Source organism: Micromonospora sp. WMMA1947, from assembly GCF_027497355.1.
Taxonomy (GTDB): domain Bacteria; phylum Actinomycetota; class Actinomycetes; order Mycobacteriales; family Micromonosporaceae; genus Micromonospora.
In genome coordinates, this window is record NZ_CP114909.1 from 4112752 (window position 1) to 4133983 (window position 21232).

At 74.3% G+C, this 21232-nt stretch carries 16 protein-coding genes; 9 read left to right on the top strand and 7 right to left on the bottom strand.

The window, feature by feature from the left end:
- Window positions 1-28: 28 nt before the first annotated feature.
- Window positions 29-1132: a winged helix DNA-binding domain-containing protein gene (locus O7604_RS19655; protein WP_281577306.1), complete on the bottom strand. Its 1104-nt coding sequence runs from the start codon at window positions 1130-1132 to the stop codon at window positions 29-31.
- A 203-nt stretch (window positions 1133-1335) separates the two neighbouring features.
- Window positions 1336-1827: a GNAT family N-acetyltransferase gene (locus tag O7604_RS19660; RefSeq protein WP_281577307.1), complete on the bottom strand. Its 492-nt coding sequence runs from the start codon at window positions 1825-1827 to the stop codon at window positions 1336-1338.
- Between the two features lie 85 nt (window positions 1828-1912).
- Here O7604_RS19660 and wrbA point away from each other — a divergent pair, with 85 nt between their 5' ends.
- Entirely contained in the window at window positions 1913-2530 is a 618-nt protein-coding gene (wrbA, locus tag O7604_RS19665) for an NAD(P)H:quinone oxidoreductase (protein WP_281577308.1), read from the top strand.
- 66 nt (window positions 2531-2596) lie between these two features.
- On the opposite strand, the gene O7604_RS19670 is transcribed toward wrbA, so the two are convergent.
- Complete coding sequence (locus O7604_RS19670) at window positions 2597-4516, bottom strand: chorismate-binding protein (RefSeq protein WP_281577309.1); 1920 nt, start codon at window positions 4514-4516, stop codon at window positions 2597-2599.
- A 259-nt stretch (window positions 4517-4775) separates the two neighbouring features.
- Here O7604_RS19670 and O7604_RS19675 point away from each other — a divergent pair, with 259 nt between their 5' ends.
- The 3 genes from O7604_RS19675 (at window position 4776) to O7604_RS19685 (ending at window position 9263) form a co-directional block, all read left to right on the top strand.
- Window positions 4776-6146: a gluconokinase gene (locus tag O7604_RS19675; RefSeq protein WP_269705194.1), complete on the top strand. Its 1371-nt coding sequence runs from the start codon at window positions 4776-4778 to the stop codon at window positions 6144-6146.
- Window positions 6147-6267: 121 nt separating this feature from the next.
- Window positions 6268-8844, top strand: a complete 2577-nt coding sequence (locus O7604_RS19680; RefSeq protein WP_281577310.1) for a nitrate- and nitrite sensing domain-containing protein — start codon at window positions 6268-6270, stop codon at window positions 8842-8844.
- 5 nt (window positions 8845-8849) lie between these two features.
- Window positions 8850-9263: a roadblock/LC7 domain-containing protein gene (locus tag O7604_RS19685; RefSeq protein ID WP_196806755.1), complete on the top strand. Its 414-nt coding sequence runs from the start codon at window positions 8850-8852 to the stop codon at window positions 9261-9263.
- Between the two features lie 46 nt (window positions 9264-9309).
- Here O7604_RS19685 and O7604_RS19690 read toward each other — a convergent pair whose 3' ends face one another.
- Window positions 9310-10803, bottom strand: coding sequence for a GH1 family beta-glucosidase (locus O7604_RS19690; protein ID WP_281577311.1), 1494 nt, complete (start codon window positions 10801-10803; stop codon window positions 9310-9312).
- 851 nt (window positions 10804-11654) lie between these two features.
- Between O7604_RS19690 and O7604_RS19695 the strand changes: the two genes are divergently transcribed.
- Window positions 11655-14552, top strand: coding sequence for a glycoside hydrolase family 48 protein (locus O7604_RS19695; RefSeq protein ID WP_281579985.1), 2898 nt, complete (start codon window positions 11655-11657; stop codon window positions 14550-14552).
- A 288-nt stretch (window positions 14553-14840) separates the two neighbouring features.
- On the opposite strand, the gene O7604_RS19700 is transcribed toward O7604_RS19695, so the two are convergent.
- Entirely contained in the window at window positions 14841-15530 is a 690-nt protein-coding gene (locus O7604_RS19700; protein ID WP_281577312.1) for a DUF3159 domain-containing protein, read from the bottom strand.
- 92 nt (window positions 15531-15622) lie between these two features.
- Between O7604_RS19700 and O7604_RS19705 the strand changes: the two genes are divergently transcribed.
- Together O7604_RS19705 and O7604_RS19710 are read left to right on the top strand one after the other, a co-directional pair.
- On the top strand, window positions 15623-16504 hold the full coding sequence (locus O7604_RS19705; protein WP_269705198.1) for a phosphatase PAP2 family protein: 882 nt from the start codon (window positions 15623-15625) through the stop codon (window positions 16502-16504).
- Window positions 16505-16510: 6 nt separating this feature from the next.
- Entirely contained in the window at window positions 16511-17182 is a 672-nt protein-coding gene (locus O7604_RS19710; protein WP_281577313.1) for a maleylpyruvate isomerase N-terminal domain-containing protein, read from the top strand.
- Window positions 17183-17184: 2 nt separating this feature from the next.
- Here O7604_RS19710 and O7604_RS19715 read toward each other — a convergent pair whose 3' ends face one another.
- Window positions 17185-18024: a DUF1028 domain-containing protein gene (locus tag O7604_RS19715; RefSeq protein ID WP_281577314.1), complete on the bottom strand. Its 840-nt coding sequence runs from the start codon at window positions 18022-18024 to the stop codon at window positions 17185-17187.
- Window positions 18025-18077: 53 nt separating this feature from the next.
- Window positions 18078-19289: a low temperature requirement protein A gene (locus O7604_RS19720; RefSeq protein ID WP_281577315.1), complete on the bottom strand. Its 1212-nt coding sequence runs from the start codon at window positions 19287-19289 to the stop codon at window positions 18078-18080.
- Between the two features lie 144 nt (window positions 19290-19433).
- Between O7604_RS19720 and O7604_RS19725 the strand changes: the two genes are divergently transcribed.
- Together O7604_RS19725 and O7604_RS19730 are read left to right on the top strand one after the other, a co-directional pair.
- On the top strand, window positions 19434-20408 hold the full coding sequence (locus O7604_RS19725; RefSeq protein ID WP_269707066.1) for an LLM class F420-dependent oxidoreductase: 975 nt from the start codon (window positions 19434-19436) through the stop codon (window positions 20406-20408).
- Window position 20409: 1 nt separating this feature from the next.
- Window positions 20410-21210, top strand: coding sequence for an SDR family oxidoreductase (locus O7604_RS19730; RefSeq protein ID WP_281577316.1), 801 nt, complete (start codon window positions 20410-20412; stop codon window positions 21208-21210).
- Window positions 21211-21232 lie beyond the last annotated feature (22 nt).

Here is a 21232-nt window from a genome sequence, read left to right on the forward strand (position 1 = left end):
CCACTCCACGCTCCGCACCCGTCCGGAGCTACCAGGAGTGGCGCAACTCCAGCCCGAGGAAGCGGGCGTAAACCGTCAGCGCGGCGTCCACCCGCTCACGCAACGCGGCGTCGAACGGCACGAGCTGCTGCACCCTGACGGTCACCGCCCGCGCGCCCGGCGTCCGCGTCCAGGTGCCCACCACCCGGCCACCGCGCACCACCGTGGACCGGAACATCCCGTTGTTGCCGGGGACCACGGCGGCGGCGTGCGCCGGGTCGAGCATCAGCGACCGGTCCTTGACGCCGAGCAGGTATTCGTCGAAGCCGGGCAGCGTGTGCACGTCGTCGACTGGTGCCCGGGGCGCGTCCAGCAGCGCGGCGTCGGCCACCGCGGCCTCGCCGTCGACCTCGACCGGGGCAAGCAGGTCACCGGCCAGCGTGATCGCCCGCGTCGCGTCGGTGACGGTCAGGCCGGTCCACCGGGCCAGCTCGTGCCGGGACACCGGGCCGTGCCCGCGCACGTAGCGGTGCGCCAGCAACGCCAGCGCCTCGTCGCGCTCGAGGCGGCGCGGCTCGGGCGCCCACTCGTCGAGCAGGGCGAACGTCTGCTCGGTGCCGACGTGCGGGGCGATGCAGGTGACGCCGCGCTGGCTGGCGTACCAGAGCAGGTGGTAGCCGCGCTGGCCGTCCGTGGCCAGCCCGGCGGCGCGCAACGCGGCCACGCACTCGGCGCGGGTCAGCCGCCCGCCGCCGGTCAGCGCCGCACCCAGTACGTCGCAGGCCCGCTCGCCGTCGGCGACTGTCAGCTCGAGTTGCCGCCACCGCCCGGCGATGCCGGCGAGCGTCCGTACCCCGGTCAGCTCCAGCATCCACCGCGCGTCGCGTGACGGGACGAGATGCACGGTGCCGCGCATCGGCCAGGTGCGCAGCGCCTCACGCCGTTCCAGCGCCGCGCGGATGTCGTCCTGGGTGGTGCCGGGAAGGCGGACGCCGAGCGACCACAGCCCGCTCGCCGCGTCCTGCGCCTGCATCGCGCCGAACCACTCGACCACGTCGGCGACGCCCTGCGGACGGGTGGTGGGGTGCGGGCGCAGCAGCAGGCCGGTCATGCGCAGCGCGAGCGCCTCGGCGCGGCTGAGGCGTACGGTCACGGGCGTCAGCGTAGGCCTGGGGTACGACACCCCGGCCCCTGATCGCGCTGCGCCGGCGACGTTGCCGACCCCAGCGCGATCCCCCGTTCAGGTTCCCGGCGCGGGGGCGGCCGGTGCGGCCGGCGCCGGTCCGCTCAGCATCCCGCGCGAGCTGAGCGGAGACAGCGGTTACGCACGGAACTTGCGCAAATCTTGAGCCACGCTCAGCCCAGGCGCCGGTGCATGACCAGCAGGTCGACGTACCCCTCGGCCGGGTGCCGGAAGCCCTCCGGCACCCGGCCGACCACCTCGAAACCCAGCGACCGCCACAGCGCGACGGCCCGGGTGTTCGTCGCCACCACGGCGTTGAACTGCATGGCCCGGTAGCCGTCGGCCCGGGCCGCGTTGAGCACGTGCGCGGCCAGCGCCCGGCCGACGCCGCGCCCGGCGGCGGCCGGGGCGACCATGAACGAGGCGTTCGCCACGTGGTCGCCCGGACCGGCCTGGTTCGGCGCCAGCTTGGCCGAGCCGAGCACCGTGCCGTCCGGCGCCACCGCGACCACCGTCCGCGCCGGCGGGCCCGGCATCCACAGCTCGCGGGCCCGCTCCTCCGGGACGTCGCGGGGCCAGGTGTACGTCTCGCCGGCCGCCACGATCTCGCGCAGGAACGGCCAGATCAGCGGCCAGTCGGCGGGCGTGGCGGTGCGGATCTCCACCCGCAGAGCATGCCACGCCCGGCGTTTGACGGAACAAGTAACGGGTAGTCGCCGGAGCTGACCCGAAACGAGGAGGGAACGTCTGATGGATGGCCAGGTCAAGGTCGCGGTGATCTACTACAGCGCGACCGGCATCACCTACCAGATGGCGCAGGCGGCGGTCGAGGCGGCGGGGGAGGCCGGCGCCGAGGTGCGTCTGCGCAAGGTGCGTGAGCTGGCGCCCGACGAGGCGATCCGCTCCAACTCCGGCTGGCAGGCGCACCGGCTGGAGACCCAGGACGTGATGGAGGCGCAGCCGGACGACCTGTCCTGGGCCGACGTGATCATCATGGGCTCGCCGACCCGGTACGGCATGATCGCCGCCCAGCTCAAGCAGTTCATCGACACCACCGGACCGCTCTGGGCCGCCGGCGCGCTCGCGGACAAGATCTACAGCGGGTTCACCTCGACCGCCACGTCGCACGGCGGCCAGGAGGCGACGCTGCTGTCGCTGTACACGGTCTTCTACCACTGGGGCGGCATCGTGGTGACCCCCGGCTACACCGACCCGAGCCAGTTCGTCGCCGGCAACCCGTACGGCGCCTCGCACACGAGCAACAACGGCGAGGTCGCCCCGGACCACGTGGCGCTGGCCGCCACCGCGCTGACCGCCAAGCGGGCCGTGCTGATGGGTGCCGCGCTGAAGCGGGGCATGGCCGGCTGACCCGACTGGCGACCGGTGGCCGGACGGGGGCTCTCGAACCCGTCCGGACCACCGGTCGCCAGTGCCCTACCCGCGTTCGGCCGCTCCATGCGCGCTCAGCGCCGGCCGGTCGAGCAGATGTCCGAGCAGATCCGCCAGGACCCGCGTGCCGTCCTGACTCAGCACCGACTCCGGGTGGAACTGCACCCCGGCGAAGCCCGCGCCGCGCAGCGCGTGCACCGCGCCGTCGGCCGGGTCGCGGGACACCTCGACCGGGCCGTACGGGCCGGGAACCCGGTCGGCGTCGGCGAGGGCGGTGAAGCTGGCGTAGAACCCGACCCGCCGGGTCGTCCCGAACACCGGCACGTCCCGCGGCAACCCCTGGTACGGCGCGTCGCGGCGGTGCAGCGGCAGGCCCAGCAGCCCGGCCAGCAACTGGTGGCCCAGGCACACCGCGAGCGTCGGCCGGCCGGACGCGAGCAGCTCGGTCAGCAGCGCCCGCAGCGCCACCATCTTCGGCGCGGTCGCGTCCCGTGGGTCACCCGGGCCGGGGCCGACCACCACCAGGTCGTAGCCGTCCAGCGGGCCCGGGTCCGGCCAGTCCCGCCGGGTCACCGCCAGGCCCAGCGCGCCGAGCTGGTGGGCGAGCATGCCGGTGAACGTGTCCTCGCCGTCGACGATCAGCGCCCGGCGCCCGGCCAGCCCGCGCAGCGCGAGCGCCCCCGGCTCCCGCTGCTCCAGCCAGAACCGGGCCAGCGGGACGTTGCGGGCGGCCAGCGCCGCGCGTACCTCCGGGTCGTCGGCGTACCGGACGGCCGCCCCGGCGCCGGCGTGCGGCGCGTCCGGGCCGAGACCGAGCGCGGCCAGCACCCCGGCGGCCTTCGCGTGCGTCTCGGCCACCTCCCCGGCGGTGGTCGAGTGCCGGACCAGCGTCGCGCCGACCGGCACTCGCAGCGCGCCGGTGGGGGAGATCTCGGCGGTACGGATCAGGATCGGCGCGTCGAGCGTCTGCCGGCCCTGGTCGTCGCGGCCGAGCAGCGCGAGCACCCCGGCGTAGTAGCGCCGCCCGGTGCGCTCGTGCCGGGCGATCACCCGGCAGGCGTTCTCCATCGGGCTGCCGGTGACGGTGGGCGCGAACATGGTCTCCCGCAGCACGTCGCGCACGTCCCGGGAGCAGCGCCCGGCCAGCAGGTACTCGGTGTGCGCCAGATGCGCCATCTCCTTCAGGTACGGCCCGACCACCTGACCGCCGTGCTCGGCGACCACGGCCATCATCTTCAGCTCCTCGTCCAGCACCATGTACAGCTCCTCCACCTCCTTCGGGTCCTGCAGGAAGCGCAGCAGCTCGGCCCGGTCGACGGTCGCGCCGCTGTGCCGGAACGTGCCGCTGATCGGGTTCATCTCGACCAGCCCGTCGGCGACGCTGACGTGCCGCTCCGGGCTGGCGCCGACCAGGATCCGGGTGCCGGTGTGCACCAGGAACGTCCAGTACGCGCCCCGCTCGCGCATCAGCAGCCGGCGCAGCGCGGCGAGGGCCGCGGCCAGCGGGTCGCCCTGCACCGTGGCCCGCATGGTGCGGTGGATGACGAAGTTCGCCCCCTCGCCCCGGCCGATCTCGTCGGTCAGCACCCGTTCCACGATCGCCGCGTACTCGTCGTCGGCGATGTCGAAACCGGCGTCGCGGGTACGCACCTCGGCGTCGGGCAGGTCGTCGAGCAGGTCGGCCAGGGGTATCCGCCGATGCTCCTCGACCGCCAGGAACTCCAGCGGCAGCCCGTCGTCGACGCACTCGAAACCGCGTTCGGTGACCTGCCGGAACGGCACCAGGGCCAGCGTGCGCGGACCGGCGCCGTGCTCGGGCAGCGGCAGGTCGGCGAGCCGGCCGGCGGTGCGTACCGGGCCGGTGAACAGGTCGACGTGGTCGGCGCCCTCGCGGCGGACGAGCGCGAACGGGCCGGGGTCGCGGCCGGCCGCGACGGCGGCGAGCGGGTCGGACAGGCGGGTCATCGGGTCTCCTCGGTGTGCCGGTGGCCGCCGGTGAAGGCGACCCGGGATGCCGGGAGAGACCGGCGGCCGCCTCGTCGGGCGGCCGCGTGGGGAAGCTACGCGCGGGGATGGGCCGCCGGGTCGGCGGGCCACCAGCAGGACAGGTGCGCGGGCATGACGGTGACTGTACGCGATCGGCAGGCACCGTGGAACCCGATCGCGCGGCACCGGCTACGGATCTTGGCGTGACCACCGGTCACGGCGGGTAGGTTGACCGGCGATGGACATTCTCGCTCTGGATCTGGGCACCTCCTCGGTGCGCGGCCTGGTGCTCGACGCGGACGCCGCACCGCGCCCGGGCGCGCTGGCCCGGCGCCGGGTGCACCTGGTCACCGGGGACGACGGCAGCGGGACGCTCGACGGCCCGGCCTACCTGGCGTGCCTGGTGGAGTGCCTGGACGAGCTGGCCGCCGGCGGGCACCTGTCCGACGTCGGCCTGGTGGCCACCTCCGCGCAGTGGCACTCGGTGCTGCCGGTGGCGCCCGACGGCACGCCGTCGGGGCCGGTGCTGACCTGGCTGGACACCCGGCCGGAGCCACTCGCCGGGATGACCGGGCCGGCCGACCCGGCGGACTTCCACAGGCGTACCGGAACGTGGTGGCACCGCTGCTACTGGTCGGTGCGGCTGCCCTGGCTGCGGGAGCGCGCCGACCGGTCCGCCCGCTTCACCGGGCTCGCCGAGTACGCGCTCGGCACGCTGCTCGACGAGGCGCCGATGTCCATGTCGCTGGCCTCCGGCACCGGGCTGCTCGACCTGTGCCGGTTGGACTGGGATCCCGAGGCGTGCGAGCTGGCCGGCGTCCGCCCGGACCGGTTGCCGCCGCTGGCCCCGGTCGGCTGGCACGGCCGGCTGAACGCGGCGTACGCGCGGCGCTGGCCGCAGCTGGCCGGCGCGCGGTGGGCGCCGCCGGTCGGCGACGGCGCGGCCGCCAACGTCGGGTCGGGATGCGTCGACCCGACCCGCGCGGCGGTGACCGTCGGCACCTCCGCGGCGGTCCGCATGATCGAGGCCGTGCCGGTCGGCGCGGAGCCGCCGCCGCTGCCGGAGCAGCTCTGGCGTTACCGGGTCGACCACGAGCACGTGGTGACCGGCGCGGCGTACTCCAGCGGCGGCAACCTGTTCGCCTGGGCGGCCCGCGAGCTGCGGCTGCCGGCGGGCAGGGAGCTGGAGATGGCGCTCGATCGCGTCTCCGGCTCGGTGCGGGCCAACCCCCGCTTCGGCGGCGACCGGCCACCCGGAACCGCCCCGGCGGGCTCGGGGGAGCTGCGCGGACTGAGCTTCGGCACCACCGCCGTGGACATCCTCGCCGGCCTGATGACCGGCCTGTGCCGGCTCGTCGCCGACGACCTGACCCTGCTGGAGGCCGGCATCGGCGAGCCGATGGAGGTGATCCTCGGCGGTGGGGCGCTGACCGCCTCGCCGTGGTGGCGCGGGGCGTTCCTCGACGTGCTCGCGCCCCGCCGGGTGTGCTGGCAACGCAACCCGGAGATCGGCGCGACCGGCGCGGCGCTCGTCGCGCTCGGCCGGGTGGCGGAGGCGGGCGACATCGCCGGGGTCGGCCGGACGGACGAGGCCGCCTCGCACGCGTGACCGTCCACCCGAGGCGCTGACCGTCCTGGTCACACCGTCCGGGCGGCCGTTGACACGGACCGACGGCCTGATTGGATGGACTCCGCTCCCCGACGTGGTGGGGCGGGACGAGGAGGCAACCGTGGGCGCAGGTCCCGACCCGGTTCGCGGTGCGGCCCCTCAGCCGCACCGGCGGCGCTCCGGGTTCCGGCTGCGGGACTGGCGGATGGGCACCAAGCTCGCCACGGTGCTGGTGATCCCCTCACTGGCGTTCCTGGTGCTGGCCGGCATCCAGACCCGGGGGCTGGTCGGGCAGACCACCACGCTGAGCGCCTTCGCCGAGCAGGTCGGCATCGGGCGGCAGATCGCGACCGCCGTCGACCGGCTGCAGCACGAGCGGGACCGCACCGCCGGGGAACTGGCCGCGTTGCGCCGGGCCGGCACCGGCGCGGACCGGGACGCCGCCGTCGCCGCGCTCCGGCCGCTGCAGGAGGCCACCGACCGTGCGGTGGCCGAGCTGCGCGCCGCGGCGGCACCGCTGGCCGACGCCGACGCCGCCTGGCGCGTCTCCTACTCCGAAGCGATCGAGGCGTACGACCAGGTGGTGAACATCCGGGCGGCGGTGGCGCCGGCGGTGCTCTCCGCCGACACCGTGCTGAGCAACTACCACAGGTCGATCGCGTCGCTGCTGAACCTGCTGGCCGAGCCGTCGCCCGGCGGTGGCCGGCAGGAGCTGACCGAGGCGGTGCTGCGGTACGTGCAGCTCTCCCGGGTCAAGGAGCTGTCCTCGCGCGTCCGTGCGGAGCTCTACGCCGCCGCGCGGGCCGGCCGGTACGAGCCGGACGCGCAGGTGACGCTCAGCGACCTGCGGGCCCAGCAGCTCACCGCGCTCGGCGCGTTCCGGGTCGCCGCGACCTCCGACCAGATCCGCCGGTACGACCGGACCTCGGTCGACCCGGCCTTCGTCGCCGCCACCCAGCTGGAGGAGCGGACGCTGCCCGCCGGCGATGCCCGGCCGGCCCTGCTCGACGCGACCCAGTGGTGGGCGGCGAGTGAGCAGCGGCAGGAATTGTTCCGCCAGATGGAGAGCGAGATCGTCGCCGACGCGGTCCGCCAGGCCGACGACGCCAGCGCCCGCCAGCTGCGTGACACGCTGCTGGTGGGCGGCGCGATCGCCACCGTGCTCCTGTCCGCGGTGCTGATCTCGCTGCTGGTCGGCCGGTCGGTGGCCCGCTCCATGCGGCAGCTGCGCGGGCAGGCGCTGCGGATCGCGCAGGTGGACCTGCCGTTGACGCTGCAACGGCTGCGGACGGTGGACCGTCCGATCGGCGCGATCGACGTACCGCCCGCGGTGATCGACTCGCAGGACGAGATCGGCGAGCTGGCCGAGGCGTTCGTGGCGGTGCACCGCAGCGCCGTCGACGTGGCGGTCGAGCAGGCGATGATGCGGCGCAACGTCAACGCCATGTTCGTCAACCTGGCCCGGCGCAGCCAAGTGCTCGTCGAACGGCAGCTGGAGCTGCTCGACGACCTCGAACGCGAGGAGAGCGACCCGGACCAGCTGGAGAACCTGTTCAAGCTCGACCACCTGGCCGCCCGGATGCGCCGTAACGACGAGAGCCTGCTGGTGCTCGCCGGCACCGAGTCGACCCGGCGGTGGAACCGCCCGGTGGGCCTGGGCGCCGTGCTGCTGGCCGCGAGCGCGGAGATCGAGCAGTACCAGCGGGTACGCCACGAGAACCGGACCGACCTGCACGTCGTCGGGCACGCGGTGGGCGACCTGGTGCACCTGTTCGCGGAGCTGCTGGAGAACGCCACCGCCTTCTCCCGTCCGGAGACCGCGGTACGCGTGGTCGTCGAGCCGGACGGCCGGGGTGCGCTCGTGCAGATCGTCGACGAGGGGCTGGGCATGAGCCCGTCGGCGCTGGCCGAGGCGAACGCCGTGCTCGCCGAGCCGCCGGCCGCCGACGTGTCGGCCTCGGAACGGATGGGCCTGTTCGTGGTGAGCCACCTCAGCGCCCGCCACGGCGTACGGGTGCGGTTGAGCGCCGGCCGGGAGGGCCTGGTGGCCCGGGTGCGGATCCCTGTCGAGCTGCTCGCCGAGGCGCCCGCGCCGGAGGTGGGCCAGCCGGCGCCGGTCCGGCTGGCGCGCGGTACGGCGCAGCCGGCGCTCACCGGCCCGGTCTCCGCGTCCGGGGCGCTGGCCGGGGCGACCGCCGAGCTGCCGGTGGCCGGATGGCGGCCGGCGCCGGGCCGGCCCGCGGCGCTGCCGGTGTCCCCGCTGACCGGCCGTCCGCTGGGTGACGGGACGGATGCCGGAGCCGGTGCGCCGGTGCCGGCCGCCGCGCCGGTGACGGTGCCGCGTCCCCGTCCGGGCCGGGCCGAGGACGTGCTCACGCCGGACGCCGGGGCGGCGGGCGGCGGCTGGTTCAGCCGGCAGGGGCCGGCCACGTCGTCGCTGGGTGTGACGCCGGCACCGGCGGCGACGCCGGTGACCGGAGGGACGAACGAGCGGGGCCTGCCGGTACGCGTGCCGATGGCCCAGCTCACCTCGGTCGCCCCGGCCGACCGCCCGGACCGACCGGTGGTGCGGCACGAGCCGGACCCGGAGGCGGTCGGCGGCATGCTGTCGCGCCTCTACAGCGGCGTACGGCGGGCCGAGGCCGAGGAGACCACCGAGATGTACCTGCCGCGCGACGAAGGAGGACGACGACAGTGACGACGTTGAGCCAGGAGGCACGCGACCTGAGCTGGCTGGTGAACGCGTTCGCCGAGCGCGTTCCGGGGGTGGCGCACGCGGTGGTGGTGTCCTCCGACGGCCTCCTGGTGGCGATCTCGGCGCACCTGCCGCGCGACCACGCGGACAAGCTCGCCGCGGTGACCTCCGGCCTGATGAGCATCACCGCCGGGGCGGCCCAGATGTTCGACGGTGACGTCGTCAAGCAGACGGTGGTCGAGATGGGGCGCGGCTACTTCCTGGTGATGCAGATCCGCGACGGCTCGATCCTGGCCACGCTGGCCGGGGCGGACGCCGACATCGGTGTGGTCGGCTACGAGATGGCGCGGCTGGCCAAGCAGGCGGGCGAGATGCTCACCCCGGCGCTGCGCGCCGAACTGCAGCAGGCGCTGCCGCGCTGATCCGCCGGCGTCCGGCCGGCCCACCACCGGCCGGACGCTCACCGGTTCACAGCCCGTTGCGGCGGATCACGTCGCGGTACCAGTGGGCGCTGCGCTTGAGCACCCGCCGCTGGCTCGCGTAGTCGACGTAGACCAGGCCCCAGCGCTGCTCGTATCCCTCGGCCCACTCGAAGTTGTCCAGCAGCGACCAGACGTGGTAGCTCTCCAGCGGCACCCCGTCGCCGATCGCCCGGTGGGCGGCGGCGAAGTGGTCGCGCAGGAAGGAGACCCGCCCGGGATCGTCGACGTTGCCGTCCGCCCCGGGCACGTCGGGGCAGGGCAGCCCGTTCTCGGTGATGGTGATCGGCACCCGGCCGTAGTCGCGGGTGACCCGGGTGAGGATGTCGTACATGCCCTCCGGGTAGATCTGCTGCCACTCCGCCTCGGAGGTCGGCCACTTGCGGACCGTGCTGCCGTCGCCGGTGACGTAGATCGGCGTGTAGTACTGCACGGCGAGCAGGTCGACCGGGCTGGAAATGATCTTCAGGTCGCCGTCGCGGACGCCGCGGACCATCCGGCTGTCCGGGCCGAGGTCGTCCAGCACGTCCTGCGGGTACGCGCCCTTGAAGATCGAGTCGAGGTAGAGGCGGTTCTCGTAGCCGTCGTAGAGCCGGGTCGCGGCTGCCGACTCGGCGGAGTCGTCGGCCGGGTAGCAGGGGTGCAGGTTGAGCGCCGGGCCGATCCGGCCGGTGAGGCCGGAGGCGCGCAGCGCCTGCACGGCGAGGCCGTGGGCGAGCTGGAGGTGGTGGGCGACCAGGTATGCCGCGTCCTCGTCCTGGAAGCCCGGGGCGTGGTGGCCCCAGATGTAGCCGTTCTGCACCACGGTCTTCGGCTCGTTGACTGTCAGCCAGACCGGCACCTGGTCACCGAGGGCGCGGAAGACCGCGTCGGCGTACTCGGCGAAGCGCTCGGCGGTGTCCCGGTTCTCCCAGCCGCCGTCGTCCTGAAGGGCCTGGGGGAGGTCCCAGTGGAACAGCGTGGCCATCGGCGCGATGCCGCGCTCGTGCAGCCCGTCCACCAGCCGGCGGTAGAAGTCGAGGCCCCGCTGGTTGGGACGGCCGGAGCCGTCGGCCTGGATGCGGGGCCAGGAGATGGAGAACCGGTAGCTGCGCAGCCCCAGGTCGCGCATCAGGTCCAGGTCCTGCGCGTACCGGTGGTAGTGGTCGGCCGCGACGTCGCCGGTGTCGCCGTTGCGGATCCGGCCCGGCGTGTGGCTGAAGGTGTCCCAGACGGACTCACCCCGCCCGTCCTCCTTCGCGGCCCCCTCGATCTGGTACGCCGAGGTCGCCGCCCCCCAGCCGAAGCCCTCGGGGAAGCGCAGCCCGCGGTCCGGCTCCGGGTCGGTGACGCGCTCGGGCGGGCTGTCGCAGCCGCCGAGGGCGGCGGTGGACGCGGCGATGCCCGCCGCGGTGGCGCCGGCGAGCCCGGTCCGGGCCGCGCCGGCCGCGGTCGCGGACAGGGCGGCGCGGCGGAGCAGGCGCCGTCGGGTGAGTAACGACATGAGGTTTCTCCTCGGAGTGACGGGCCGCCCTGGGCCGGGAGCGCTCCCATTCTAGCCAGGAAGCGGCCGGCCCCGATCCGGCGGTCGCGGCGAGGTGCGCGCGGCCGGCGGGCGGCCGGAAAGTGGGTGGGCGGGGGCGTCGCTCGGGAACACCGGGGGCGGCGTGAGCGGCGAGGGGTGGGGTGGATAGCGAGAAAGGCCGTCCGGGTGGCGTGTCACGCCTGTCCCGTCGGCCTCTTTTGCCGTCGACAACGGGGGTTTAGTGTGGGGACGGGGGAGGGCAACCCCCGTCCCCAACGATGGTGCACACACGCACGAAGTGGAATTGGCGTCCGTCGTGCGCGTCGCGCGGGAGCCGGGCCACGCGAGTGGCTCTGGTTCCACCTCCCTCCGTCTGGCGGGTGGCGGCCGGCGGCGGCGTCCGGGCTGGTCCGCCGTCGGCCTCTGGGCCGACGCGCCGGGCGCGGGTGCACCCGGCGATCCAGTACTTGTATCACCGTCGATGGAAGCGCTCCCATCGGCGATGCTGCGACTGTAACGCCCGTCACGGGTTTGGAAAAGCCCCTAAACGAGATCGAAACATGGAAGCGCGTATCTGCGCTGGCCGTTGTGGTGGGAGCGCTTCCATGTCACACTCTCGTCACGCCACGCGGAGCCAGTGAACGCGAGCGCGGGCCGCCGAGGGCACCCGGTGACGAACCGGTGCGGCGTCCCCATCCCCGGCACGGCCGGGACGACCACCTTTCCGGACGCCTCCGTCCCCCCGCGTACGCCCGTCGTCGCGTGGAGGCGCCCCGCCGGGACCCCGAGGTCCCGGCCCGGTCCGAGGAGACACCGCCCACATGAGACTTCTGGCCAGACGTCGCCGTACGGCGATGGTCGCCGCCACCGCCCTCGTCATAGGCGGGGTGGCCCTGCCCGCGGGCGCCGCCCAGGCCGCGCCCGCCTGTGACGTGACCTATGCGACGAGCGACTGGAACAACGGGTTCACCGCCACCGTCACCATCAAGAACCTGGGCGACGCGCTGAACAACTGGTCGCTGAAGTTCGCCTTCCCGAACAGCAGCCAGCGCGTGGTTCAGGGCTGGTCGGCCCGGTGGAGCCAGTCCGGCAGCGAGGTCACCGCGACGAACGAGTCGTGGAACGGCAGCCTGCCCACCGGCGCGTCCACCAGCATCGGCTTCAACGGCAGCTACAGCGGCAGCAACCCGAAGCCCACCGCGTTCACCCTCAACGGGGTCGCCTGCAACGGCGCGCAGACCAACCAGCCGCCGACGGTCTCCCTGAGCGTGCCGTCCGGCCCGTTCGAGGCGCCGGCGGACGTCCCGCTGACCGCGACCGCCGGCGACGCCGACGGCACCATCAGCAAGGTCGAGTTCTACCGCAACGGCCTGCTCGTCAACACCGACACCACCGCGCCGTACGGCTACGACCTGCTCGACCTGCCGGCCGGCAGCTACACGGTGCAGGCCAAGGCGTACGACAACGCGGGCGGCACCGCCGTCTCGGAGAAGTCGTTCACCGTCACCGCGGCGACCGGGCCCAGGCTGGTCGCCAGCCCGTCGGCGGTCACCGTGTCAGAGGGCGGCAGCGCCACGGTCCGGTACACGCTCAGCGCGGCGCCCACCGCCAACGTACCGGTGAGCCTCGCCGTCACCGGTGACAGCGACATCACCGTCTCGCCGTCCACGCTGACGCTCACCCCGAGCAACTGGAGCACCGGCGTCACCGCCACGGTGTCCGCCGCGGAGGACTCCGACACGGTCGGCGGCACCGCCACGATCACCGCGTCGGCCACCGGCTACGCCCCGATCTCGGTCGTCGCCACCGAGGCGGACAACGACACCCCCGGCGGCGACAACGACTACATCAAGAAGTTCCTCGACCAGTACGGCAAGATCAAGAACTCGGGCTACTTCAGCCCCGAGGGCGTGCCGTACCACTCGATCGAGACGCTGATCGTCGAGGCGCCCGACCACGGCCACGAGACCACCTCGGAGGCGTTCAGCTTCTGGCTCTGGCTGGAGGCGCAGTACGGCCGGGTCACCCAGAACTGGGCCCCGTTCAACAACGCCTGGACCGTGATGGAGAAGTACATCATCCCGTCGCACGCCGACCAGGCCACCGCCGGCTCGCCCGGCACCCCGCAGTACGCCGCCGAGCACAACCTGCCCAGCCAGTACCCGTCGACGCTGGACGCCAACGTCCCGGTCGGCCAGGACCCGCTGCGCTCGGAGCTGCAGTCCACCTACGGCACCGGTGACATCTACGGCATGCACTGGCTGCTCGACGTGGACAACACCTACGGCTACGGCCGCTGCGGCGACGGCACCACCCGGCCCGCGTACATCAACACCTTCCAGCGGGGCACCCAGGAGTCGGTGTGGGAGACCGTGCCGCAGCCGTCCTGCGACACGTTCAAGCACGGCGGCCCGAACGGCTACCTGGACCTGTTCGTCAAGGAGTCCAGCGCCCCGGCCAAGCAGTGGAAGTACACGAACGCCCCGGACGCCGACGCGCGTGCCGTCCAGGCCGCCTACTGGGCGCTGACCTGGGCCAAGGCGCAGGGCAAGCAGGCCGACGTGGCGGCCACCGTGGCCAAGGCCGCCAAGATGGGCGACTACCTGCGCTACGCGCTGTTCGACAAGTACTTCAAGAAGATCGGCAACTGTGTCGGCGCGACCACCTGCCCGGCCGCCAGCGGTCGTGACTCGGCGCACTACCTGCTGTCCTGGTACTACGCCTGGGGCGGCGCGTACGACGCCTCGCAGAACTGGTCGTGGCGGATCGGCTCCAGCCACAGCCACTTCGGCTACCAGAACCCGTTCGCGGCCTGGGTGATGACCAACGTCTCGGAGCTGAAGCCGAAGTCGCCGACCGCGGCCTCCGACTGGCAGAAGAGCCTCGACCGGCAGCTGGAGTTCTACACCTGGCTCCAGTCGGCCGAGGGCGGCATCGCCGGTGGCGCCACGAACAGCTGGGACGGCAGCTACGCCCAGCCGCCGGCCGGCACCGCCACCTTCTACGGCATGTTCTACGACGTCGACCCGGTCTACAACGACCCGCCGTCGAACCAGTGGTTCGGCATGCAGGCCTGGTCGATGCAGCGCATCGCCGAGCTGTACCTGGAGACCGGCAACGCGAAGGCCAAGGCGCTGCTGGACAAGTGGGTGCCGTGGGCGATCGCCAACACCACGCTCGGCACCAACTGGTCGATCCCGTCGGACATGAAGTGGACGGGCCAGCCGGCCAACTGGAACCCGAGCAGCCCGCAGCCGAACACCAACCTGCACGTCGAGGTGACGGTCAAGGGCCAGGACGTCGGCGTCGCCGGCGCCTACGCCCGCACGCTCATCGCGTACGCGGCGAAGTCCGGCAACACCGCGGCGAAGGACACCGCCAAGGGCCTGCTGGACGCGCTCTCGGCGTCCGCCGACAGCAAGGGCGTCTCGACGCCGGAGAAGCGCGGCGACTACAAGCGTTTCGACGACGTCTACAACGCCGCCGACGGCCAGGGTCTCTACGTCCCCAACGGCTGGACCGGGAAGATGCCCAACGGCGACGCGATCGCCCCGGGCAAGAGCTTCCTGGACATCCGCTCGTTCTACAAGAACGACCCGGACTGGCCGAAGGTGCAGGCGTACCTGGACGGCGGTCCCGAGCCGGTCTTCAACTACCACCGGTTCTGGGCGCAGGCGGACATCGCCATGGCGTACGCCGACTACGGCACCTACTTCCCGCAGGGGTGAGGTGACCCCTCCTCCGTGGGCGGGCGCGAGCCCGCCCGCGGAGGAGGCCGACCCGGCCGATGGGGGAACGGAGCGGCCGGGTCGGCGAACGGCCTGACGCCCACGGTCAGGCCGGGTGGGCCGGCCGTCCGGCCGACGCAGCGGACCGGCCGGCCCACCACTCCGCCCGGCGACGACCCATGGCGCGAAAAGGCACGCAAAAATCAGCGGTCCACGGGATCACATCCGGGCCCTGGACGGAGTAACGTATTTGACGGAGAGGCCGCTCCCCCCGTGGCGGCCTCTCCATTATTCTGTGCGCGCCGCCACACCGTCCGCGCCCGCCGCGTCCACCGGGTGCCGCAGCCCCGGATGACCGGCCGGCAGCGAGCGCCGGATCACCATCCAGCTCCCCGCCAGCGCCGCCGCGATCAGCGGCCAGGTCAGCGCCGCCCGCGCCACGGTGAGCGCGACCACCTGCCCGTACAGCCACAGCGGGATGAACACCGCGACCCGCAGCACGTAGGTGGCGGCCCACACCCAGCTGCCCCGGCCGTACGCCCGCAGCAGCGCCGGGTCGCGCCGCCACCGGGTCCGCTGGCCCAGCGCCGTGCCGACCACCACACCCAGCAGCGGCCACCGCACCACGATGCTCACCACCCAGGCCAGCGCGCTCGCCGTGTTCGCGGCGATCTGGAGCAGGAAGAAGTCGGCCGCCCGGCCGGTGCGCAACGCGATGAGCGCCGCCACGCAGACCGCGAGCAGCCCGACCAGTACCGAGCGGGGACGGTCGCCGCGCCGCCACCGCCAGCCGGCCACCGCCGTACCGGTCAGCACCGCCGCGAGCACTCCGCCGCCCAGCCCGCCGAGCACCCAGCCGAGCCCGAACGCCAGCGGCGGGAGCGTCGCGTCCACCGCCCCGCGCCGGCCGCCGAGCAGGTCGGCCAGCGACTCCGGCCGCGGCCCGTCCGCCGGTTGCCGCTGCGGCGTGCCGGTCACGCGCCACCTCCTCGAATCGCCCGCCTCACCGTACGCCGCCACCGATGGCGCTCCGCCGCGCGCGTCAGCGGTCCTACCGTTAAGTTGTCCGGGTGCGGGAGACGGCGAGGGGTTGGACGGCGGTCTGGTTGGTCGTACTGGCACTGTTCCAGACAGCCGTGTTCGGGCTGGTGTGGCGCTTCGCCGTACACACCGAACTGGGCCAGTGGCTGGACACGGTGGCGCTCACCGGCAACCGGATCGGCCAGGACCGCATCGACGGTCCGGTGGACACCCTCCTCAACGCCATGTCGGTGGTGTCGCTGCTGGCCGCGACCGCGGTGATCGGCTTCATCGCGCTGATCCGGGGGCGCAAGGCGCTCGCCGTCACCGCGACGCTGCTGATCGGCGGCGCGAACGTGACCACCCAGGTGCTCAAGCACTACCTGGTCCGCCCCGACTTCGGCATCGATCCGGAACGGGCCGCCGCCGGCAACAGCCTGCCCAGCGGGCACACCGCCGTGGCGGCCTCGGTCGCGATCGCGCTGATCCTGGTGCTGCCGCGCAAGCTGCGGGTGACCGGAGCGTTCCTCGGCGCCGGGTACGCCGCCGCCGCCGGTGTCGCCACGCTCTCCGCCGGCTGGCACCGGCCCAGCGACGCGGTCGCCGCGTACCTGGTGGTCGGCGCGTGGGCCGCCGTCGCCGGGCTGGTGCTGCTGTTCTTCCAGCGGGAGCAGGCCGTGGTGGAGCCGGGCGACGCGCACCGGATGGCCGGCGCCGTGCTCGCCGGCCTCGGCGTCGTCGCCCTGCTGGCCTCCGCGGTGGCGCTGTCCTGGCTGGTCGACCGTTCCACCATCCCCGTCGAGGCGCTCGGCCGCCGTCCGCTGTTCATCGGGTACGCGGGCAGCGCGGCCGGCATCGGCGGCACGATCGCGGTGGTCGCCGCGCTGGTGCTGGTCGTGGTGCACCGGCTGGTGCCCCGCTGGAAGGGCTGACCGCCGGTGGAGCACGTGCGGGAGGCGTTCCGGGCCGAGTGCGAGCGCCTGGAGCGGGTGCTGCGCGACCTGGACGACGCGGCGCTGGACCGGCCCACCCCGTGCCCGCCCTGGCGGGTACGCGACCTGGTCGCGCACGTGAGCACCGGAGCCGGGCGCCTGGCCGGGATGCTCGCCGAGCCCGCGCCGCCGCGGGCCGAGGTCGACGCGGCCGCCTACTTCGGCGCGGCCAAGTTCAGCCCGCCGGTCGACCGGGACCGCGTCGAGTCCGCCCGGCGGGCGGCCCGGGAGCACCCGGGCGCGGCCGAGGTGGCCGACGAGTTCGCCCGGGCCTGGTGCGCCACCGACGAGGCGGTCGCCGGCGCGCCGCCCGGCCGGGTGGTACGCACCCGGCACGGTGACGCGATGGCGCTGCCGGAGTTCCTGCGTACCCGCGTGGTGGAGGTCGCGGTGCACGGCCTGGACCTGGCCGACGCGCTGGACCGGGCACCGTGGCTGACCCCGGCCGCGGCGGACGTGGTGGTGGGTGTGCTCACCGGCGGCGTGCCGGTGCCGCCGGTCCTGCACTGGGACGCGCTCACCGTGCTGCGCAAGGCCACCGGGCGGCTGCCGCTGACCGGTGGCGAGCGGGCCGAGCTGAGGCGGGCGGGCATCGGCCGGCTGGCCTTCGGCGGCTGACCTCAGCGTCCCGCGCACCGCCGCAGGTGCGCCAGCACGATCGGGTCGATCCGGCCGGGTACGAACCGTTCCTCCAGGTTCTCCAGGCCGGTCCAGGCCGCCAGCGCCTCGTCCAGTCCGTCCGGGCCGACCGGGTGACCGGTGGCGGCGAGCAGTTCCGCGACCTCGGCCGCGAGCGGACCGGCCAGGTCCCGCAGCGTGGCCGGCTCGGGGCGGCCGAACAGCATGTGGTGGATGCCGAGCAGGCGGCCCAGCTCGGCGACCGGGTCCGGATGGTCGTCCACGCGCAGGTCCACCAGTTCGTCGCCGGTGCCGGCGTAGCCGCCGTGGCGCTGCACGACGAGCATCGCGGCGCTCTGCCGGCCGCGCCGGTCACCGCCGGCCGCGTCGCCGGCGGTGAGCGCGGCCAGCAGGCGCTGCGGGAACGGCAGGTCGTCGCGGGCCAGCCAGGCGTCGCGCAGCGCGTCGATCACCTGCGGGCCGGTCAGGATGTTGCCCTGCGCGGCCCAGCCGTCGCCCGCCTGCCCGCCCGCCCAGGGGTGGCAGCGCGGCCCGGTCCAGGTGGCCCCGTCGCCGGTCGCGCCGACCACGGCGAGCTGCCGGTCGTCGCGTCCCGGGTCGGCGGCCACCAGCCCGGCCACCGCGTCGGTGGCGGTCACCCCGGTCCGCAGCAGCGCGAGCGCCTGCGCCCGGTAGGCGAGGTTGGCGTGGGCCTGGGTGGCGACCGCCCCCACCAGCGCCTCGGCGGCCGGCACCAGCGCCCCGGCGGCGAGGAACCGGCTGGCCACCGCCACTCCGAACAGGCGCCCGTCGGCGGAGCGGGCGACGAGCGAGAAGGTCACGCGCGGATCGTAGCCCGGAGGGCGGGCGCGGGACCCCGCTCCGGCGGCACCGCTCAGAACGGCGGCGCGGCGTCCTCCGGCGGGCGGCCCCAGGCGCGGTGCGCGTCGGCGACCGCCACCGCCGTCAGGACCGCCGCGGCGAAGCCCGCCGCGGCGACCGGCGCGAGGCGCACCAGCAGCGGTACGGGCAGCAGCAGCGCGGCGATCCCCACCAGCCGGGACGGGGAGATCCGGCCGAACACCTCGTACTCGAAGCGGGCCCGGCCGGCCAGGAACACGGCCGGCCCGCCGAGGATCATGGCCAGCCAGGGCAGTTCGTTGTGCCCGACCGGGTGCTCGATGACCAGTTCGTAGCCGATCGCGGTGGCGACCACGCCGATCACCATGACCAGGTGGGTGTCGGCGGCGGACCGGCCGACGGTGGCCGGATGCGCGGCCCGGGTCACCGCCTCGCCCAGGATCTGCCCGGCCCGCTGCACGTAGATCCGCCACAGCAGCACCGAGGTGGCGAGCGCGACGGCGAACGCGGTGACCATGCCCCGGCTGGTCGGGGAGCGGGTGAACGACAGGCCGGCGAGCAGGATCGTCTCGCCGAGCGCGACCAGGAAGATCTGCTGGTAGCGCTCGGCCAGGTGCTCGCCGTGGACGTCCCACCGGGAGACCGTGGAGCGGCCCAGCCCCGGCACCGGCCAGCCGAACCGGGCGGCGAGGTACTCCAGCAGCAGCGCCGCGGCCCACAACACCACGCGGGCGCTGCCCGGTAGCAGCGCGCCGGCCAGCCAGAGCACGCCCGTGGCGCAGAACGTGATCAGCATGCGCAGCTTGAGCCGGCGGTACTGCTGCTTGTGCAGCACCAGCACGAGGATCGCCGGCCGGCTGACCTGTGCCACCACGTACGCGGCGGCGAACATCAGGCCGCCGTGGCTGAACGCGCGCGGGATCGCCACCCCCATCACCATGGCCGAGATCAGCGCGGTGATCACGATGACCTGCAACCACAGGTGGTGCGGGTCGTAGCGGCTGGTCGTCCACGCCGTGCCCTGCCAGACGGCCCAGAGCGCGACCAGCAACAGCAGTGTCTTGCCGCCGCCGGTCACCGCCTCCCAGCCGGTCTGCCCGCCCTCCAGCACCAGGTCCTCGAAGGCGCGCGCCGAGATCCGGGTCAGCGCGAACACGTACACCAGGTCGAAGAAGAGCTCCAGGAACGTGGCCCGGTCGGGCCCGCCGCCGGACGTGCGCAGCGCGGCCGGCTCGGCGGTCCTCACCGCCGCGCTCCGTCCCCGGTCCGACTCATGCGGCAGTCGTAACACTCTTTCCCGGCACCTCGGTGCGGATCACCCATATCTGCCTGGATCTTGCTCCGGGCGCTGCCCGACGGGCACCATCGACGGGTGACGAACCGATGGGGCATGACCGTGCCATTGGGCGGAATTCCGCTCGCCGACCACGCCGCTGTCTACGCGGCCCTGGACGACGCCGGGTTCACCGACGTGTGGTCGTCGGAGGTGGCCGGCGCCGACGCGTTCACCCCGCTGGCCCTGGCCGCCGCGTGGTCGCCGCGGCTGCGCCTCGGCACCGCGATCACACCGGTGTTCACCAGAGGACCCGGACTGCTCGCGATGAGCGCCGCCGCGCTGGCCGAGGCCGCGCCGGGCCGTTTCGCGCTCGGCGTCGGCGCCTCCTCGCCGGTGCTGGTACGCGACTGGAACGCGATCGCGTTCGACGAGCCGTTCAAGCGCACCCGGGACGTGCTGCGGTTCCTGCGGGCCGCGTTGCGCGGCGAGACCGTCGACGGGGAGTTCGACACGTTCACCGTCCGGCGGTTCACGCTGGAGCGCCCGCCCAGCGTGCCGCCGCCGGTCGTGCTGGCCGCGCTGCGCCCCGGCATGCTGCGCCTGGCCGCCGCCGAGGCCGACGGGGTGATCCTCAACTGGCTGGCCGCCGACGACGTGCCGACCGCGCTCGCCGAGGTGGGGGAGCGCCGGCCCGGCTTCGAGGTCGCCGCCCGCATCTTCGTCTGCCCCACCGAGGACGCCGCCTACGCCCGCGCACTGGGCCGCCGCATGATCACCGGCTACCTGACCGTGCCCGCGTACGCCGCCTTCCACAGGTGGCTGGGCCGCCAGGACTCACTCGGCCCGATGTGGGAGGCCTGGGCCGCGGGGGACCGGCGGGGCGCCTCCGCCGCCGTACCGGACGAGGTGGTCGACGCGCTGGTGCTGCACGGCTCGCCCGAGCAGTGCGTGGCATCCGTCCGCCGGTACGCCGACAACGGCGTCGACGTGCCGGTGGTCGCGGTGCTGCCCACCCCCGAGATCACCGAAGGTGGCGCGGCGGCCTGGATGGATCTGCTGCCCCGACTCGGCCCCGGAAAGGTGGCCTGAGATGAACCTGACCGACCGGGTGGTGGTGATCACCGGAGGGGCCGGCGGGATCGGCGCGGCACTGGGCCGCCGGTTCGCCGCCGAGGGCGCCGCCGCGATCGTCCTGGCCGACCTGGCCGCCGACGCGGCCCGCGCCGCCGCCGACGCGATCGGCCCGGTGGCCGGCGGCGTCGGACTGGACGTCACCGACGAGGCGGCGGTGCACGCGCTGGTCGACGAGACCGAGCGCCGTCACGGCCGGATCGACCTGTTCTGCGCCAACGCCGGCGTGGCCACCGGTGGTGGCATCGAGGCGCCCGACGCCGACTGGGACCGGGCCTGGAAGGTGAACGTGCTCGGGCACCTGCACAGCGCCCGCGCCGCGCTGCCCGGGATGCTCAGCCGGGGCCAGGGACACCTGCTGCTCACCTGCTCCGCGGCCGGACTGCTGACCGCCGTCGGCGACGCCCCGTACACCGCCACCAAGCACGCCGCCGTCGGTCTCGCCGAGTGGCTGGCGATCACCTACCGGGACGCCGGCATCCGGGTCAGCGCGCTGTGCCCGCAGGGCGTGGACACCCCGATGCTCGCCGACGGCCTCGCCGAGGGACACCTGGGCGCCCGGGTGATCGCGGCGTCCGGGACGATCCTCACCCCGGACCAGGTCGCCGACGCGGTGGTCGCCGGTCTGGCCGAGGAGCGGTTCCTGATCCTGCCGCACCCCGAGGTGGCCGACTACGCGCGGCGCCGCGCCGAGGACCCGGACGGCTGGCAGGCCGGGCTGCGCAAACTCGTCCGGAAGCTGCGGGCCGCCGACCGCTGAGCCCGCCCTCACGACGCGGACG

Excerpts from the sequence above, each read along its gene's own strand:
- O7604_RS19725 (WP_269707066.1), top strand. The coding sequence starts at position 19,434 with ATGACCGTGCCATTGGGCGGAATTCCGCTCGCCGACCACGCCGCTGTC.
- wrbA (WP_281577308.1), top strand. The coding sequence starts at position 1,913 with ATGGATGGCCAGGTCAAGGTCGCGGTGATCTACTACAGCGCGACCGGC.
- O7604_RS19690 (WP_281577311.1), bottom strand. The coding sequence starts at position 10,803 with ATGTCGTTACTCACCCGACGGCGCCTGCTCCGCCGCGCCGCCCTGTCC.
- O7604_RS19730 (WP_281577316.1), top strand. The coding sequence starts at position 20,410 with ATGAACCTGACCGACCGGGTGGTGGTGATCACCGGAGGGGCCGGCGGG.
- O7604_RS19675 (WP_269705194.1), top strand. The coding sequence starts at position 4,776 with ATGGACATTCTCGCTCTGGATCTGGGCACCTCCTCGGTGCGCGGCCTG.
- O7604_RS19670 (WP_281577309.1), bottom strand. The coding sequence starts at position 4,516 with ATGACCCGCCTGTCCGACCCGCTCGCCGCCGTCGCGGCCGGCCGCGAC.